Source organism: Kocuria sp. GQ42, from assembly GCF_059758435.1.
This window is the reverse complement of the sequence record NZ_JCAXEN010000002.1, coordinates 320,725-336,600: the sequence shown is the minus strand read 5'-3', so window position 1 is coordinate 336,600 and position 15,876 is coordinate 320,725. Positions and strand designations below refer to the sequence as shown.

At 71.5% G+C, this 15,876-nt stretch carries 13 protein-coding genes; 10 read left to right on the top strand and 3 right to left on the bottom strand.

The window, feature by feature from the left end:
* Positions 1-27: 27 nt before the first annotated feature.
* A complete protein-coding gene (locus AC6CH6_RS07050; protein WP_498254586.1) occupies positions 28-1,005 on the bottom strand; it encodes an alpha/beta hydrolase family protein in 978 nt (325 codons plus the stop codon).
* A 224-nt stretch (positions 1,006-1,229) separates the two neighbouring features.
* Here AC6CH6_RS07050 and AC6CH6_RS07045 point away from each other — a divergent pair, with 224 nt between their 5' ends.
* Positions 1,230-2,723: an amino acid permease gene (locus tag AC6CH6_RS07045; RefSeq protein WP_498254713.1), complete on the top strand. Its 1,494-nt coding sequence runs from the start codon at positions 1,230-1,232 to the stop codon at positions 2,721-2,723.
* Between the two features lie 154 nt (positions 2,724-2,877).
* Here the strand turns inward: AC6CH6_RS07045 and AC6CH6_RS07040 are convergent, their stop codons facing one another.
* A complete protein-coding gene (locus AC6CH6_RS07040) occupies positions 2,878-3,600 on the bottom strand; it encodes a sirohydrochlorin chelatase (RefSeq protein ID WP_498254585.1) in 723 nt (240 codons plus the stop codon).
* A 143-nt stretch (positions 3,601-3,743) separates the two neighbouring features.
* Between AC6CH6_RS07040 and cobA the strand changes: the two genes are divergently transcribed.
* The 5 genes from cobA (at position 3,744) to AC6CH6_RS07015 (ending at position 7,918) form a co-directional block, all read left to right on the top strand.
* Positions 3,744-4,766, top strand: a complete 1,023-nt coding sequence (cobA, locus tag AC6CH6_RS07035) for a uroporphyrinogen-III C-methyltransferase (protein WP_498254584.1) — start codon at positions 3,744-3,746, stop codon at positions 4,764-4,766.
* Entirely contained in the window at positions 4,756-5,607 is an 852-nt protein-coding gene (locus AC6CH6_RS07030) for a uroporphyrinogen-III synthase (RefSeq protein ID WP_336650045.1), read from the top strand. Before cobA ends, AC6CH6_RS07030 begins: the two co-directional genes overlap by 11 nt.
* 374 nt (positions 5,608-5,981) lie before the next feature.
* Entirely contained in the window at positions 5,982-6,635 is a 654-nt protein-coding gene (gene deoC / locus AC6CH6_RS07025; protein WP_498254583.1) for a deoxyribose-phosphate aldolase, read from the top strand.
* A 222-nt stretch (positions 6,636-6,857) separates the two neighbouring features.
* The gene (locus AC6CH6_RS07020; protein WP_498254582.1) at positions 6,858-7,298 is read left to right on the top strand and encodes a hypothetical protein; all 441 of its coding nucleotides are present in this window, start codon (positions 6,858-6,860) and stop codon (positions 7,296-7,298) included.
* A 176-nt stretch (positions 7,299-7,474) separates the two neighbouring features.
* The gene (locus tag AC6CH6_RS07015) at positions 7,475-7,918 is read left to right on the top strand and encodes a hypothetical protein (RefSeq protein ID WP_498254581.1); all 444 of its coding nucleotides are present in this window, start codon (positions 7,475-7,477) and stop codon (positions 7,916-7,918) included.
* A 122-nt stretch (positions 7,919-8,040) separates the two neighbouring features.
* Here the strand turns inward: AC6CH6_RS07015 and mfd are convergent, their stop codons facing one another.
* Positions 8,041-11,760 (bottom strand): transcription-repair coupling factor, encoded by a 3,720-nt coding sequence (gene mfd, locus AC6CH6_RS07010; protein WP_498254580.1) that lies wholly within the window; start codon positions 11,758-11,760, stop codon positions 8,041-8,043.
* Between the two features lie 210 nt (positions 11,761-11,970).
* Between mfd and AC6CH6_RS07005 the strand changes: the two genes are divergently transcribed.
* The 4 genes from AC6CH6_RS07005 to AC6CH6_RS06990 all read left to right on the top strand — a co-directional run bounded on the left by AC6CH6_RS07005 (position 11,971) and on the right by AC6CH6_RS06990 (position 15,699).
* The gene (locus AC6CH6_RS07005; protein ID WP_498254579.1) at positions 11,971-12,468 is read left to right on the top strand and encodes a DUF2505 domain-containing protein; all 498 of its coding nucleotides are present in this window, start codon (positions 11,971-11,973) and stop codon (positions 12,466-12,468) included.
* A 132-nt stretch (positions 12,469-12,600) separates the two neighbouring features.
* Positions 12,601-12,837, top strand: coding sequence for a hypothetical protein (locus AC6CH6_RS07000; RefSeq protein WP_498254578.1), 237 nt, complete (start codon positions 12,601-12,603; stop codon positions 12,835-12,837).
* Positions 12,834-14,246, top strand: a complete 1,413-nt coding sequence (locus AC6CH6_RS06995) for a hypothetical protein (RefSeq protein ID WP_498254577.1) — start codon at positions 12,834-12,836, stop codon at positions 14,244-14,246. The genes AC6CH6_RS07000 and AC6CH6_RS06995 overlap by 4 nt, the downstream gene beginning before the upstream one ends.
* A 187-nt stretch (positions 14,247-14,433) precedes the next feature.
* Complete coding sequence (locus AC6CH6_RS06990; RefSeq protein WP_498254576.1) at positions 14,434-15,699, top strand: glycoside hydrolase family 6 protein; 1,266 nt, start codon at positions 14,434-14,436, stop codon at positions 15,697-15,699.
* The last annotated feature ends 177 nt before the right edge of the window (positions 15,700-15,876 follow it).

Genomic DNA, 15,876 nt, shown 5'->3' with positions numbered 1-15,876 from the left:
CCACTGACGTGGGACGACGACGAGAGATCAGTCACGTCCGCCGCTCGGGGCCCCTCCCGAGGGCTCTGCCGAGGGATCGGGTGAGAGCTCCGCCGAACGCTCCCCCGGGGACTCCCCGGCGGTCATCGCGGCGTCGAGCACCCGGGCCTCGGGCAGCTCGAAGTGGTCCACGCCCTCGCGGTAGCGCACGCTGGTCCGCGCCCAGCCGGCGTCCTCGTACCAGGCGTGCCCGGCGGCCGCCGCGGAGAGTGCGTCGAACGGGGCGTAGGGGTCGGAGCCGTCGTCCTCGAGGCCCACGTCCCAGTGCAGGACGAGCTGCTCGAGCTGCTCGTCCGTCGGATCCGAGGTCCCGGTGGACGGCGCCCCGCCGCCCCCGGAGAGCACCGCGCCGCCGCCCTGCAGGAAGTCCGCGCGGTCGGCCAGCAGTTCGTAGCTGATGAACTCGGCGCCCCCGGAGTAGCCGTGCAGCCACGTGCGGGAGCGGTCGACGTCGTACTCGGCGAAGATCCGCTGCTCGGCCAGGGCCAGGAACCACTCGGCGTTGCCGTCGAGGTCCTCCCACCAGGTGGGCTCGCCCTGCCGGTCCGCGGTGCGGGGGGCCACGAGCACCGCGTTGTGCGAGCGCGCCACCTCCGCGAGGCAGGACACCTTGTGCCCCGGGTGCTCGTACTCGTAGGCCCCGTCCCCGTGCAGGCGGAAGACCACGCCGACCGGCTCGCTCCAGTCGATGCCGTCGGCGAAGACGTGGTAGCTGCTGGTCGTGCCGTCGTGCTCGAAGGCCACGTCGAGCCGGTCCGAGGTCCCCTCCGCCCAGCGCAGTCCGCCGGGGAGCACCGGACCGGTGCTGAGCGGGCGGGCTCCGCCGCGCGGGGCGGTGCTCACGTCCTCGAGGCCGTAGGGGGCGCAGGAGACCTGCTCCTCCGGCCCCGGGGCCGGCGTCCACGCCCACCGGACGGCGAGCGTCGCGGCGACCAGGGCCAGCAGGGCACCGGTGAGAATGGCCACATCCACGACCCAGCGGGATCCGCGGCGCGGCGCGGCCTGCCCCGGATCCGCATGCGTTTTCACCCGTCCATCCTAGGGGCACGCACCGGCAACGGCCTCCCGCCGAATTTCCGTTTTGCAATCGTTCCCCCATAATCGGCCAGGACCGTTCGGGGGGACGGCGCCCCCCACTTCCTCCTTCCGTGGTCCGTCCACCGCAGCAGAGGAGAAGATTCCGCGTGACCATCACCGCACGCTCGCAGGCCGAGCAGAGCGCTCCTGAGATCCAGGAGCAGCCGCCGGCCCAGGAGAGGCTGCGCCGCAGCCTCAAGCCCCGCCACCTGACCATGATCGCGATGGGCGGGGCCATCGGCACCGGCCTGTTCGTGGCCTCCGGCAATACCATCGCCACCGCCGGGCCGGGAGGGGCGCTGCTGGCCTACGTGGTCATCGGGTTCATGGTCTTCCTGCTGATGCAGAGCCTCGGCGAGATGGCCACCTATCTGCCGGTCTCGGGCGCGTTCGAGGAGTACTCGACCCGCTTCGTGAGCCCGTCCTTCGGCTTCGCCATCGGCTGGAACTACTGGTACAACTGGGCGATCACCGTGGCCGCCGAGCTCGTGGCCGCCGCGCTGATCATGCGCTACTGGTTCCCCGACTCGCCCTCCTGGATCTGGTCCGGGTCCTTCCTGGCCATCCTGTTCGCCCTCAACGCGCTGAGCGCCCGGGCCTACGGCGAGAGCGAGTTCTGGTTCTCCCTCGTCAAGGTCGTCACGATCGTGCTCTTCCTGGGGCTCGGGATCCTGATGATCGTCGGCATCCTGGGCGGGGAGTCGCCCGGCTTCGAGAACTGGACCACCGGGGAGGCGCCCTTCGTGGGCGGCGGCCTCGGCATCCTGGCGATCTTCATGGTGGCCGGCTTCTCCTTCCAGGGCACCGAGCTCGTGGGCGTCGCCGCCGGCGAGGCGGAGAACCCCGAGAAGAACGTCCCGCGCGCCATCCGCACCGTGTTCGTGCGCATCCTGCTCTTCTACGTGGGCGCGATCACCGTGATCGGCTTCCTCATCCCCTACACCAGCCCCAACCTGCTCACGAACGGCGTCGAGGACATCTCGATCTCCCCGTTCACCCTGGTCTTCCAGAACGCGGGCGTGCTGGCGGCGGCCTCCGTGATGAACGCGGTGATCCTCACCGCCATCCTCTCCGCCGGCAACTCCGGGCTCTACGCCTCCACCCGCATGCTCTGGGCGCTGGCCGACAGCGGCAAGGCCCCGCGCTTCCTCGCCAAGGTGAACCGCCGCGGCGTGCCCATGAACGCGCTGATCGCCACCACCCTGGTGGGCGGGGCGTCCTTCCTCACCACCTTCATCGGGGACGGGGACGCCTACGTGTGGCTGGTCAGCGCCTCCGGTCTGGCCGGGTTCATCGTGTGGATGGGCATCGCCTGGAGCCACTACCGCTTCCGCAAGGCGTACACCACCCAGGGCCACGACCTCGCCGACCTGCCCTACCGGGCACGCTTCTTCCCGCTGGGACCCCTGGTGGCGCTCGTGCTGTGCGCGGTGGTGATCCTCGGGCAGAACTACCAGGCCTTCATCGGCGACATGGACCTCATGGCCGCCCTGACCGCCTACATCGGCCTGCCGCTGTTCCTGGCCCTGTGGTTCGGCCACAAGCTGGTCACCGGTTCGACGATGGTCCGCTACGAGGACGCCGACCTCACCCGCCCGCGCGTCTGACCCTCGCCCTGCCCCACTCGCCCCGCCGAGTCCCCACACTCCGGGCGCTATTTCCGCCGAGCCCCCAATTCGGGTGCAATTCCCCAGACTTGATGTGGGAAAACGCGCCCGCATTGGGGGCTCGGCGCACCGGGTGGCCGAAGCGGGGGAGACCTCAGGCCACCGAGAGGTAGCGGGAGACCACCACGTCCACCAGCTCGGCGGGGACCTCTCCCTCCGGCACGGCCAGCGGGTCGGTGTCCACGTCCGCGCCGGCCTTCCGGGAGAGGTCCAAGAAGTAGCCGGGCGCCAGCAGGTAGTTGACGACGACGACGCGCCCCCCGTCCGCCAGGCCGGCCCGGGCGGAGGACACCGCCTCGGCCACGCGCGGACGGGCGGCGGCCAGGTAGGACACGGTCACGGGCCGTCCCAGCTCCTCGGCCAGCAGGTCCGCCACCGCGGCGCAGTCCACCACCGCGCGGTGGTCGGAGGACCCGGCGGTGGCCAGCACCACGGCGTCGTGCTCCCCCAGCGGGGCCCCGGCGGCCGTGCAGGCCTCGTGCACCCGCCGGGCGAGCAGCCGGGCGAGCGCCCGGTCGGGGCCCAGGGCGGCCGAGACCCGGTGGAGGTCGTCGGCGGCGACCGCCTCGGCCACGTCCACGTAGACGTGGTAGCCGGCGGAGAGCAGCAGCGGCACCACCACCGCGGGGCGCCCGGCGTACTGCTCGGTGCGCTCGGCCAGGTCGGGGGTCTGCACGTCCACCCAGGTGGGCACCACCTCGACGTCCGGCAGCTCGGCGGCGACGGCGTCCACGAGGCGCTGCACGGCGGTGCGCCCGGACGGGGAGCTGGTGCCGTGGGCGCAGGCGAGCAGGACGGGGGCGTCGGAGGTCGTCATGGCTCCCAGCCTACGAAAGACGGCCCGCGGCGGTCGCCGGCGTCACGCGACGTCACGGGGGCAACCGTGCTGTAACACGCGTACCGCATCCTGGTAGTGGCGGCCGGCCCGCCTCGACCCCCGCTCTCCCCCTGGAGGACCGCATGCTGTTGACCGCCGACCTCACCGGAGTCCCGGTGCTCGTCCTCGGCGCCCCGGACGACGCCCGCCGCACCCGGCGCCGTTACGAGGCGGCCGGCGCCGCCGTCCGTGCCGTGGCCGAGCCCGCACTGCTCAGCCCGGCGGACCTCGCGGGCGTCGCGCTCGCCGTGGTCGTGGGCCCGGCGGCGCAGCGCTGGCGCGAGGCCCTGGCCGCGGCCCGCGCCCGCGTTCCCGTGGTGCAGGAGCCCGCGGCCCGCACCGGCGGCCGGGTGACCCTGGTCGGCGGCGGCCCCGGCGCGGACGACCTGCTCACCGTGCGCGCCGTGGCGGCCCTGCAGGACGCGGACGTGGTGTTCGTCGACCGCCTCGCCCCCGCGGGCGCGGTGGCCGCCGCGGCCCCCGGCGCCGAGATCGTCCCCGTCGGCAAGACCCCCGGCCACCACCCGGTCCCGCAGTCGCAGATCCAGGACCTCATGGTGGAGCACGCCCTGGCCGGCCGCTCGGTCGTCCGGCTCAAGGGCGGGGACCCCTACGTCTTCGGGCGCGGCGCCGAGGAGCTCGCCGCGTGCGCCGCCCACGGCATCCCCGTGGACGTGGTCCCGGGGATCACCAGCGCGGTCTCCGTGCCGGGCGCGGCCGGGATCCCCGTGACCTTCCGCGAGGTCTCCCGGATGTTCACGGTCGCCTCCGGGCACGTGCCGTTCTCCGAGGCGGAGCTCGCCCACTTCGCCGGCCTCGGCGCCGGCGGGGGCACCCTCGTGGTGCTCATGGGTGTGGCCACCCTCCCCCACCTCGTGGCCGGCCTGGTCCGGAACGGCGCCGATCCGAAGACCCCGCTGGCCGTGGTGGAGCGCGGCTTCACCGACCGGCAGCGCTCCACCATCAGCACGCTGGCCACCGCGGTCGCGGACACCGCGGCGGCGGGCTGCGGCTCGCCCGCCGTCGTCGTCGTCGGTCCCGTGGTCCGCCTGGCGACCGCCGAGCGGGACGCGTTCCTCGCGGAGGTCACCGCCCATGGCTGCTGAGGACCTGCCGCTGGCCGGCCGGGTGGTGGGCGTGACCGCGCACCGCCGCTCCGAGGACCAGATCGCGGCCCTCGAGCGCCGCGGCGCCCGCGTGCTGCACGCCCCCGCCCTGCGCGTGGAGCCGGTCGGCGAGGACGCCGGGCTCGCGGCCGCCTCCCGGGCGATGTTCGAGGCCCGCCCGGACCTGGTGCTGCTGACCACCGGCTACGGCCTGCGCCGCTGGCACGACGCCGCCGTGGCCCAGGGCTTCGACGCGGACCTGCTGCTGTGCCTGCGCGAGGCCGCCGTCTACGTGCGCGGGCCCAAGGGCCGGGGCGCGGTGCGCGGCCTGGGCCTGGAGGACGCCGGGATGTCCGCGGACGAGACCACCGCCGGGCTCGTGGACCTCGTCCTGGCCGAGCACGGCGGGGACCTCACCGGGCGCACCATCGGCCTGCAGCTGCACGGGATCGCCGACGTGGTCCAGCGCCGCCGGCTCACCGACGCCGGGGCCCGCGTGCTCACCGTCACGCCCTACCGGTGGGCCTCCGCCGACGACGCCGGGCAGGTGCCCGTGCTCGTGCGCGAGGCCGCCGCCGGGCGGGTGGACGCCGTGACGTTCACCGCCGCCCCGGCCGTGGACGCGCTGTTCAGCACGGCCGAGGAGCTGGGGCTGCACGAGGAGCTGCTGGCGGCGTTCCGCGGCGGGATGCTCGCCGCGACCGTGGGGCCCGTGACGGCCGCGCCGCTGCTGGAGCTCGGGATCGAGCCGCTCGTGCCGGAGCGCTTCCGGATGGGCGCGATGCTCAAGCAGCTCACCGACGCCCTGTCCGGCGCACAGCCCGACGACGACGGGCGGTAGGCGCTCCGACCGCGGGCGAACCCGGCGCCTGGGCGGGCGCGGGACGATTGCGGGGGCGCGCCAGGACGGGGGTCAGGGGAACCGGGGGTATCCCGACGCACCCCTGCGACCGCTCGGCAACCGCCAAGGCCGCAGGTCAGGCGGACATTTTGTTCGCCGTGCACCGAATGTAGCAGATCACACCGGATTAGCGAACACTTTCCTGATGTAATTGTTTCGGAAAGGTCACGGCCCCCGGTCCGACCGTGCCGCCACCCCTCCGCACGGTCTTCCACCGAGCCGTGAACCGGAGCCGCCGCGGGGGCATCCTCGGGGTCTCCAGGCGGCGGCCGGTAGGCTGGGCGCGACCCGCCCGTCCTGTCGAAAGGCCGCCCGTGACCACCCCCCAGCTCGCCTCATACGTCGACCACACGCTGCTCAAGCCGGAGGCGTCCCGCGAGCAGATCGCCACCCTGTGCGCGGAGGCCAGGCAGTACGGCTTCGCCTCGGTGTGCACCAACCCGCTGTGGACGCCGTTCGTGCGGGAGCAGCTCGCGGGCAGCGACGTGCTGACCTGTGCCGTGGTCGGCTTCCCGCTGGGCGCGTCCGACACGGAGGTCAAGGCGTTCGAGACCGCTACGGCCGTGGCCGCCGGGGCCGACGAGATCGACATGGTCATCGACATCGCCGCCGCCCGCGCCGGCGAGCGCGAGCGGGTCGAGGCCGATGTGCGCGCCGTCGCCGAGGCCGCCCACCAGGGCGGGGCCCGGCTCAAGGCGATCATCGAGACGTGCCTGCTGACCGATGAGCAGAAGGTCCTGGCCTGTGAGGCCGCCGTGGCCGCCGGCGCGGACTACGTGAAGACCTCCACGGGCTTCTCGACCGCCGGGGCCACCGTGGCGGACGTCCGGCTGATGCGCGCCACCGTGGGGCCGGACATCGGCGTCAAGGCCTCCGGCGGGATCCGCACCCGCGAGGACGCCCTGGCGATGATCGAGGCCGGCGCCTCCCGGATCGGCGCCAGCAGCGGTCCCGCCCTCCTCGGCTGAGTCTGGCACCCGCTGGTCGGCCGAGCGCGTCGGAGCCTGCTCGGCGGGGCGCTCCGGCCACGTTCGGCCGGCCGCAGCGACCCGGCTCCACCGCGCTCTCTACTGGGCCCGCCGCGCCCTCCACCGGGCACCGCCGTGGGCCGCGTCCGAGCGACTAGACTGGCCCCGAACGCCCCGCGGCCGCCGTGGCCGGCCGCTCCCACCGTCAGAAGGATTGGATCCATGGCCAACCGAGCCCAGTCGTCCACCAGCACCGCGGCGGACGCGACGCCCAGCGGCCGCAGCGGCGGCGCCACCGTCCGCTCCCACTCGGGCCAGGGACGCACGGTCAACAACTTCGTGTTCCTCGTGCTGTGCATGGCGATCATGATCGGCAGCTTCATCGCCTTCGCCAGCTACCCCAACAGCCCGCTGATCTGGTTCATCGGCCTGGGCCTCTACGCCCTGGCGCTGCTGATCCCCGTGAGCCTCCTGCAGAACAGCACCGCGAAGAAGGCCGAAGGCGGGCGCACCATCCTCATGCACGTCCCGCCGAGCACGGAGGTCGCCGGCGAGCCGACCACCGCGGCGGCCTTCCCGGACCCGCCCCGCAACATCGGCACCCGGGACGCCGAGGTCCGCGCCGAGCACAAGAACGACACCCTGGGCAAGGCGACCCAGTAGCCCGTCCCGCACAACGACCGACGGCCCCCTCCGCACCCGCGGCAGGGGGCCGTCGGCGTTCCGGACGAGGCGGTCGCGCGGAGCGGCCGGGCGTCGGTCGGTGCGACTAGACTGGCCGAGAATGCTTCGCGGCCGCCTGTGACCGGCCGCCTCCCACCGCCAGAAGGGTTAGATCCATGGCCAACAGAGCCCAGTCCTCCACCAGCGCCTCGGCGGACGCGTCGACCGGCCGCAGCGGCGGCGCCACCGTGCGCTCGCACTCCGGTCAGGGACGCACGGTCAACAACTTCGTGTTCCTCGCGCTGTGCATGGCCATCATGATCGGCAGCTTCATCGCCTTCGCCAGCTACCCGAACAGCCCGCTGATCTGGATCCTCGGCCTGGGTCTCTACACCCTGGCCCTGCTCATCCCGGTGGGCATCCTGCAGAACAGCACCGCCAAGAAGGCCTTCGGCGGCCGCACGGTCCTCATGGATGTCCCCTCCTCGACCGAGGTCCCCGCCATGGGCCAGGGCCGCACCGCCGCCGCCTTCGACGACGGCCCCCGCGACGCCCGCGAGCGCGACGCCAAGACCGCGGCCGTCCACCACGGCGACAAGTACGGCAAGAACGTCGAGTAGGGCCGCGCCGGGTCCGACGACGACGACCCGACGACCGCTCGCACCGCAAAGGTCCCCTCCCACCGCGGGAGGGGACCTTTTCCGTGCCCGGTGGACCGGATTGCGGAGGCCGCGCCGACGGATCAGGCCGTGGCCGGCTCCTTCGCGAAGACCGCCTCGACCACGCCGCGCGCCCAGGCGAGCACCGCGCCGTCCACGAGGTCCTTGCCGCCGATCCGCTCGGTCTTGGGCTTGGGGATGAGCACCTGAAAGGTGTCGGTGCCGGGCACCGCCTTGACCTGCGCGCCCGGGTAGAGGCGGGTGAGCCGCATCTGCCGGGACTCGGGGAGGTCGGCCGGGGCGAAGCGGACCATGTTTCCCTGCGCCGCGACGTCGGTGAGGCCGGCGGCGCGGGCAGTCACCCGGAAGCGGGCGACCTCGAGCAGGTTCTGCACGGGCTCGGGCACCTCGCCGTAGCGGTCCACGAGCTCGTCGGCGACCTCCTGGATCGCCTCCTCCGTGGCGGCGTTGGCGAGGTTGCGGTAGGCCTCCAGGCGCAGCCGCTCCCCCGGGACGTAGTCGTGCGGCAGGTAGGCGTTGACGGGCAGCTCGATCTTCATCTCGGTGGGGCGCTCGTCCTCCTCGCCGCGGTACTCGGCGACGGCCTCGCCCACCAGGCGCAGGTACATGTCGAAGCCCACCCCGGCGATGTGCCCGGACTGCTCCCCGCCCAGCAGGTTGCCGGCGCCGCGGATCTCGAGGTCCTTGACGGCCAGCTGCATGCCGGCGCCGAGCTCGTTGTGGGCGGCGACGGCCTTGAGCCGCTCCAACGCCGTCTCGGAGAGCGGCTTCTCGGCCTGGAACAGGAAGTAGGCGTAGGCCCGCTCCCGGCCGCGGCCCACGCGCCCGCGCAGCTGGTGGAGCTGCGAGAGGCCGTAGCGGTCCGCGCCGTCGACGATCAGGGTGTTGGCGTTGGCGATGTCCAGGCCGGTCTCCACGATGGTGGTGCACACCAGGACGTCGAACTTCTTCTCCCAGAAGTCCACGATGATCTGCTCGAGCCGGGACTCGGACATCTGCCCGTGCGCCACGGCGATCCGCGCCTCGGGCACGAGCTCGGCGAGCTCCTTGGCCTTGCGCTCGATCGAGGAGACCCGGTTGTGGATGTAGAAGACCTGGCCCTCGCGCATGAGCTCGCGCCGGACGGCGGCGGAGACCTGCTTGTCGGTGTAGGCGCCCACGTAGGTGAGCACGGGGTGGCGCTCCTCCGGCGGGGTGGCCAGGGTGGAGGTCTCGCGGATGCCGGTCAGGGACATCTCCAGGGTGCGCGGGATGGGCGTCGCGGACATCGCCAGGACGTCCACGTTGGTCCGCATCGCCTTGAGCTTCTCCTTGTGCTCCACGCCGAAGCGCTGCTCCTCGTCGATGACCACGAGGCCGAGGTCCTTGAACTGGACCTCCTTGGACAGCAGCCGGTGGGTGCCGATCACCACGTCCACGGTCCCGTCCTTCAGCCCGGCGAGCGTCTCCTTGGTCTCCTTGGCGGTCTGGAACCGGGAGAGCGCGGCCAGGCGCACCGGGAAGCCGGAGAAGCGCTCGGTGAACGTCTCGGCGTGCTGCTGAGCGAGCAGCGTGGTGGGCACGAGCACGGCGACCTGCTTGCCGTCCTGCACGGCCTTGAACGCCGCGCGCACCGCCACCTCGGTCTTGCCGTAGCCCACGTCCCCGGAGATCAGCCGGTCCATGGGGACCTCCCGCTCCATGTCCGCCTTGACCTCGTCGATGGTGGTCAGCTGGTCCGGCGTCTCGATGTAGGGGAACGCCTCCTCGAGCTCGCGCTGCCACGGGGTGTCCTCCGCGAAGGCGTGCCCGCGGGAGGCCATCCGCGCCGAGTACAGGCGGATCAGCTCGTTGGCGATGTCCCGGACGGCCTTCTTGGCGGCGCGCTTGGTCTTGTTCCAGTCCGTCCCGCCCATCTTGGACAGGGTGGGGGTCTCGCCGCCCACGTAGTTGGTGACCTGGTCCAGCTGGTCGGTGGGCACGAACAGGCGGTCCCGCGGACCGTTGCGCTTGGAGGGCGCGTACTCGAGCACCAGGTACTCGCGCACGGGCTTCGGCTGGCCGGGCTTGATCATCGCCCCGGCGATGGGCCGCTGGATGAGCTCCACGAACTGGCCGATGCCGTGCTGCTCGTGCACCACGAAGTCGCCCTGGCTCAGCGCCAGGGGGTCCACGGCGTTGCGCTTGCGCCGCACCGGGAGCTTGCGCATGTCCTTGGTGGTGTAGGGGCTGGCCTTGCCCAGCAGGTCCGCCTCGGTGAGCAGCACGATCTTCGGGCCGTCCAGGGCGAAGCCCTTGCCGGCCACGGCGGTGGTGAGCTCCACGATCCCGGGCTGCGGCTGCTCGGCGAGGGTCTCGCGGCGGGCGGCGGGGATCCCGGCCTCGTGCAGCAGCTCCGCGATCCGGGTCAGCGGGCCCGGGCCCTCGGTGACGGCGACGACGCGCCAGCCGTCGGCCACCCGCCCCTGCAAGAACTCGAGCATCGCCTCGACGTCCCCGTGGAAGCCGAGCGGGTCCCGAGCGGCCACGGTGAGGGTGTCGGCGTCCGAGTCGATGAGGGCGATGTCCTCCGCGGCGGTGTCCGCGTCCACGTCCTGACCGGCCACCGCGTTGACGTTGAGGGCGGTGACGGCCCACCAGCCGAGGCCGGTCCCCAGCGCGGTGGCCCGGGCCTCGGCGAGGGTCTGGAAGGACCCGGAGGCCAGGGTGCGGCCCTCGCCGTCGTCGTTCCGGACGACGTGCTCGGCGGAGGTGATGTCGATGGGCGCGGACTGCCCGTCCGAGGCGGAGTCCCACGCGGCGAGGAGGAACTCCTCGTTGGTGGCCACGAGGTCGTGGGCGCGGGTGCGGACCTTCTCCGGCTCCATGACCACCACGAGCGAGCCGGGCGGGAGCAGGGACAGCATGGGCACCAGGCCGTCCACCAGCAGCGGCGCGAGGGACTCCATGCCCTCCACGTAGATGCCGCCGGCGATCCGCTCGAGCATCGACTCCGCGCCGGGCAGGGAGTTCTTGAGCTTCGCGGCCCGGGACATCACGGACGGGGTGATGAGCACCTCGCGGCACGGCGGGGCCACGAGCCGCTCCGGGTGGTCCCCGGTGGTCAGAGTGCGCTGGTCGGCCACGGCGAACCAGCGCAGCTCGTCGACCTCGTCGCCGAAGAACTCGATCCGCACCGGGTGGTCCTCGACCGGCGAGAAGACGTCGATGATCCCGCCGCGCACGGCGAACTCCCCGCGCCGGGTCACCATGTCCACCCGGGCGTAGGCGGCCTCGGCGAGCGAGGTCACGGCGGCGTCGAAGTCGAGCTCCTCGCCCCGGGCGAAGCGCACCGGGGCCATGTCCCCCAGGCCTTCGACGACGGGCTGGAGCACGGAGCGGACCGGGGCCGTGACCACCCGCAGCGGGCGCTCGGCGTCCTTGCCGGCCAGCCGGCGCAGCACGTCCAGGCGGCGGCCCACGGTGTCGGAGCGGGGCGAGAGCCGTTCGTGCGGCAGGGTCTCCCACGCCGGGAACTCCGCGACCTCCTCGGCCGGCAGGTACGCCCCCAGGGCGGCGGCGAGGTCCTCGGACTCGCGGCCGGTCGCGGTCACGGCCAGCAGCACCGGGGCGCGGGAGCCGGCCGGGGCCGGGGCGTCGTCGAGGGCGCCGCGCAGCTGGGCCGTGAGCACCGCGCGCATCCCGTCCGGGGCGCTGATCACGGTCTCGGCGCTGCGCTCCCCCGGCGGCAGGCCGGCCTGGGTGCGGAGATTGGCGAAGGAGCGCTCCGCCCCGAGGGCGGCGAGCAGTCCGGACAAGGTCATGGGTGAGCAGTCTCCTGGGACGCTGAGTGGGGTGCTGGTGGAGCACAGAGGCTGTCGGAGCCAACGTTCGCGGGTCCCAGCTTACTCCCGGGCCCCGACAGGGCCCCGTCCCGGACCCACAGCCCAGGCCACAGCCCCGGCCGCGGGCGCCCGCCTACCATGGGAGCACGCAACCGCCGCTGCCGATCCGCCGCTACCGAGGAGTCCTCCATGGCCGTCACCGCCTCCACCACCGTCCCCGCTCCCCTCGACCAGGTCGTGGTGACCTTCACCGACGAGGAGTTCATCCGGCACGTGACCCACCGCGCCGGGGCCACCCTGGACTCGGTGGAGGTTGCTGGGGACGTCGAGGCGCAGTTCGCCGTGACCACGGTGCGGACCATGGCGGCGGACCGGCTGCCGGAGATGGCCCGGAAGTTCGTGGGCTCCTCGGTGCAGCTCACCCAGGTGGACACCTACCACACCGCCGACGCCGACGGGATCCGGATCGTGCGCACCGAGATCTCCGTGGGCGCCCTTCCGGTCTCGGGCTCCGCGACCCAGACCCTCACCCCGCAGGGCGGGTCCACCGACGTGCACGTGCACTGCGTGGTCAAGGCCAACATCCCGTTCGTGGGCAAGATGGTCGCCGAGGCCGCCGAGCCGTTCATCGGCAAAGCCCTGTCCCTGCAGTCCCAGGAGGCGGAGGCCTGGCTCGCGAGCCGCTGAGTCCAAGCCCCGGGAGCCGCGCCTGGGGACGAGCCGCCTCTATGGGGCACCCGGTCGCGCGGGCCGGACCCGATGTCCTGGCGTCGAGCGACGAGCGCGCGGACGTTGATCACTTCGACACGTCCTCGATGGATGGGCCTGGTCGGCTCGGACCTTTTGCGCTTCGTGCTGGCGATCAACCACGGCTTCGCCAGCGGCTCGGCGATGGCCGCGCTCATTGGCGGCTCCATCATGACCGTCCGATCAAGAACAATGGCCGGTCTCGTGCCGGTCCGATACCTTTGGTGCGTGCACGAGGTCTCTGATCCCGGCAATTCGTCCATCTTTGCGATGGTCGCCGTCCGGTTGAAAAGCCATCCCAACGGATGACTACCCGTCGCGCCATACTTGCGAGCGCCGGCCAGGCCGCGCTGACGGCAACGCTGGCCGGCTGCACGCCGGTCCACGCGAACGTCTCAGTGGACTTCTCCGCCATTCTCAAGGGATCGGAGTTGAGCCCGCTCTCGTTCGGGTCGTGCATCTCGACCTACTCCGGCGACAGTGAGAACGTCAACATCATCAAGGGCACTGCCACCGAGTCGGCCGCTTGGCGCACCACGCTCGGCGAGCTTGGTCCGCTGGCTTGGCGCATTCCGCTGGCCTGGAACGCCGGCCGCCCTGGATCCTCGGCCGGGGGCGCGCGTACCTTTGGTGACGCTGGCGAATATGTTTCGGCCATCAGGTCCATCGGCGGCATCCCCGTGGTAGTCGTCGGCGGCACCTCCGGGGACAACGACATCCTCGCCTCGGATGCTGCCGCGCTCGTTCGCTTCTTCAACGACCACAGCGGGCAGAACGGTGGCCCCGTCGATCACTGGATCATCGGCAACGAACCGGACAACGGCGGTGAAGCCGCGTTCGGCATGTACGCCTATATCCACGGTGGCAAGGGCAGCTCCGGGTTCAACACCATCGTGGACGCGATGCGCGCGGCCACGGGCCGCGCACTGGAGATTGCCGGCCCCTCACTGGTCACCTATGCATCCTGGAACGAAGACCTCTACGACGCCTTCCTCGACTCATGCGGTGACGATGTGGACGTCGTCTCTTTCCACATGTACGACGGCGCGAATCTCACCCGCTATTCGGACGCGATGACGGGCCTCCAACAGGCCGTCGCGTCCCGGCCCAGCACGAGCGGACGGGTGGATGTGCAGTTGGGCGAGTACAACTGGATGTGGCACTACGAGGAGCCCCGACATGGCGCGGCTCAGTTCTACACCTCCCGCAATACGGTGGCCGGGGCCTGCATCATCGGCCGCATCGTCGAGCGGGGAGGCCGGGCCTATCAGTACTCCGACAACAACGGGGCGCTCGGATTGATCCGCCCCGGCGGTGGGACCGACGGCGCACCCACCGGACACCGACTGCCAACGCCCTCGTACTACGGCCTCAAGATGTGGACCGGCGGCAACCTGTTCCGTCGGCCGACGGGGTCTATGGCCACTTGCACCACTGCCCTGGCGGAGGTGGAGGTCTTCGCCTCCACCGGCAAGAAAAACGTCGTTGTTGTCAACAAGGCGCTGAGTCGGGCACACGATGTGATGCTCGTCGTCCGCGGCACTCCTGCTGCGGGGAGATATGAGATGTGGCAGACCGTTCAGGGCATGGCACCTGGCGACCCCACCGGTGCCCAGTGGAAGGACCCCGTCGGGGTCGCCTCCGGTTCTTACCGGAACGGGACGATCTCCTTCACAGCTTCGCCGATGACGGTCTCGACCGTCCTGATCGACGGATGAGGGGATTGCTAACCGGCTTCTTGGACGTCAGACGCCACTCCCGCGAGGCGGCAGCTGATTACCAGACTTTGGTCCATTGACGCCTCCGGCGCCACTGATGAGACTGGCACTCGAGGCGCTGGGCCGGGACCGATCCTGTGCCTTCGAGGTGCGCCCCCACGCCCAGTGACAGTTCAGAGGACCCCCCATGTTCGGACGACGCCCTTCCCTGCTGTCCCAATCGGGTGTCGTCGTCGCTGTGGGCCTTGTCGCCGTGGCCGGCCTCGCCGGCTTGCCAGCAGCGGTCGGTATCATGGACGGGATGACGTTTCCCCACCAGCGGCCGAGTCATGTCCTCGAAGCCCTGGAGCAGGCGGCCAGGCTGGAGGCCTCTGGCAACGAGGTGGCCGCAGCGGGGTTGCGCACATTGGCATCGACCCCCCAGGCCGATTGGTTGACTTCCAGTCAGCCGAACGATGTACGGCAACAGGTGCGCCAATCCATTCGTCGCGCGGCAGACGAGAATCGGGTTCCGGTACTGGTTGCCTACAACCTGCCGTTCCGTGACTGCTCGCTGTATTCATCGGGAGGCTCTGCCACTGCGGAGCACTACAGGTCGTGGATCGATGGCATCGCCGAAGGCATCCAAGACCGAGGAGTCATGCTGATCCTGGAGCCCGATTCGCTCGGCATGATTCCGTGGTACACCGGCGTCAGCGGTGAGCTGGACTCGTGCCGGCCGACCGGAGGGAACCCCGTGACCGCCGCCGAGGACCGGTTCGAGATGCTCAACTATGCCGTGGAGAGGCTGAAAGCGCTGCCCAACACCCGCGTGTACCTCGACGGAACGCACAGCGGCTGGCTCGCCGTGGGCGATGCTGCGCAACGCTTGGCGCTGGCCGGCGTGCAAAAAGCGGACGGCTTCGCCCTCAACGTCGCCAACTACGAGCGAACCGACGAACAACTTGCGTACGGAACGTGGGTCTCGAAATGCATCCACTATGGCACGACCATCGAAGCGGGCGCCTTCGACCGGTGCGCCAACCAGTACTATCCCGCGCGCTCCGACGACTTCTCGACCTGGGCACGAACGGACGCCTGGTATGCCCGGCACGTCGACACCGCAACGGGTGACTCCCCGGAGAGCCGGGATCTTGCGCACTTTGTCATCGATACGAGCCGAAACGGTCAGGGGCCCTGGACGCCGGACCGGGCCTACCCGGATCCGCAGACATGGTGCAATCCTCCCGGACGAGGCCTCGGTCGAATGCCTACGACCAACACCGGGAACGAACTCGCTGACGCCTTCCTGTGGATCAAGATTCCGGGCGAATCCGACGGCACCTGTGACCGCGGGCTGGAGACCGGGGCGACGGATCCGGCCTGGGGCACGGTTCCTCCCCCAGCAGGAAAATGGTTCGGCGAACAGGCACTCGATCTAGTGCAGAACGCATATCCACCCTTGCCGAGGTAACCGGGCACCTCCACGGGTACGCGACTAGATCTTTCCGGACGCGAATTCGGATCGATCGCTAGCGGTGTGCTGGGCACCACGGCTGGCCACGGATCTAGGACAGGCCTGTGCCCTAGCCTGATCCGGGCCGAGTGCAACACACGGTCACGAACGATCAGCGAGCACAGTCTCCTTGTA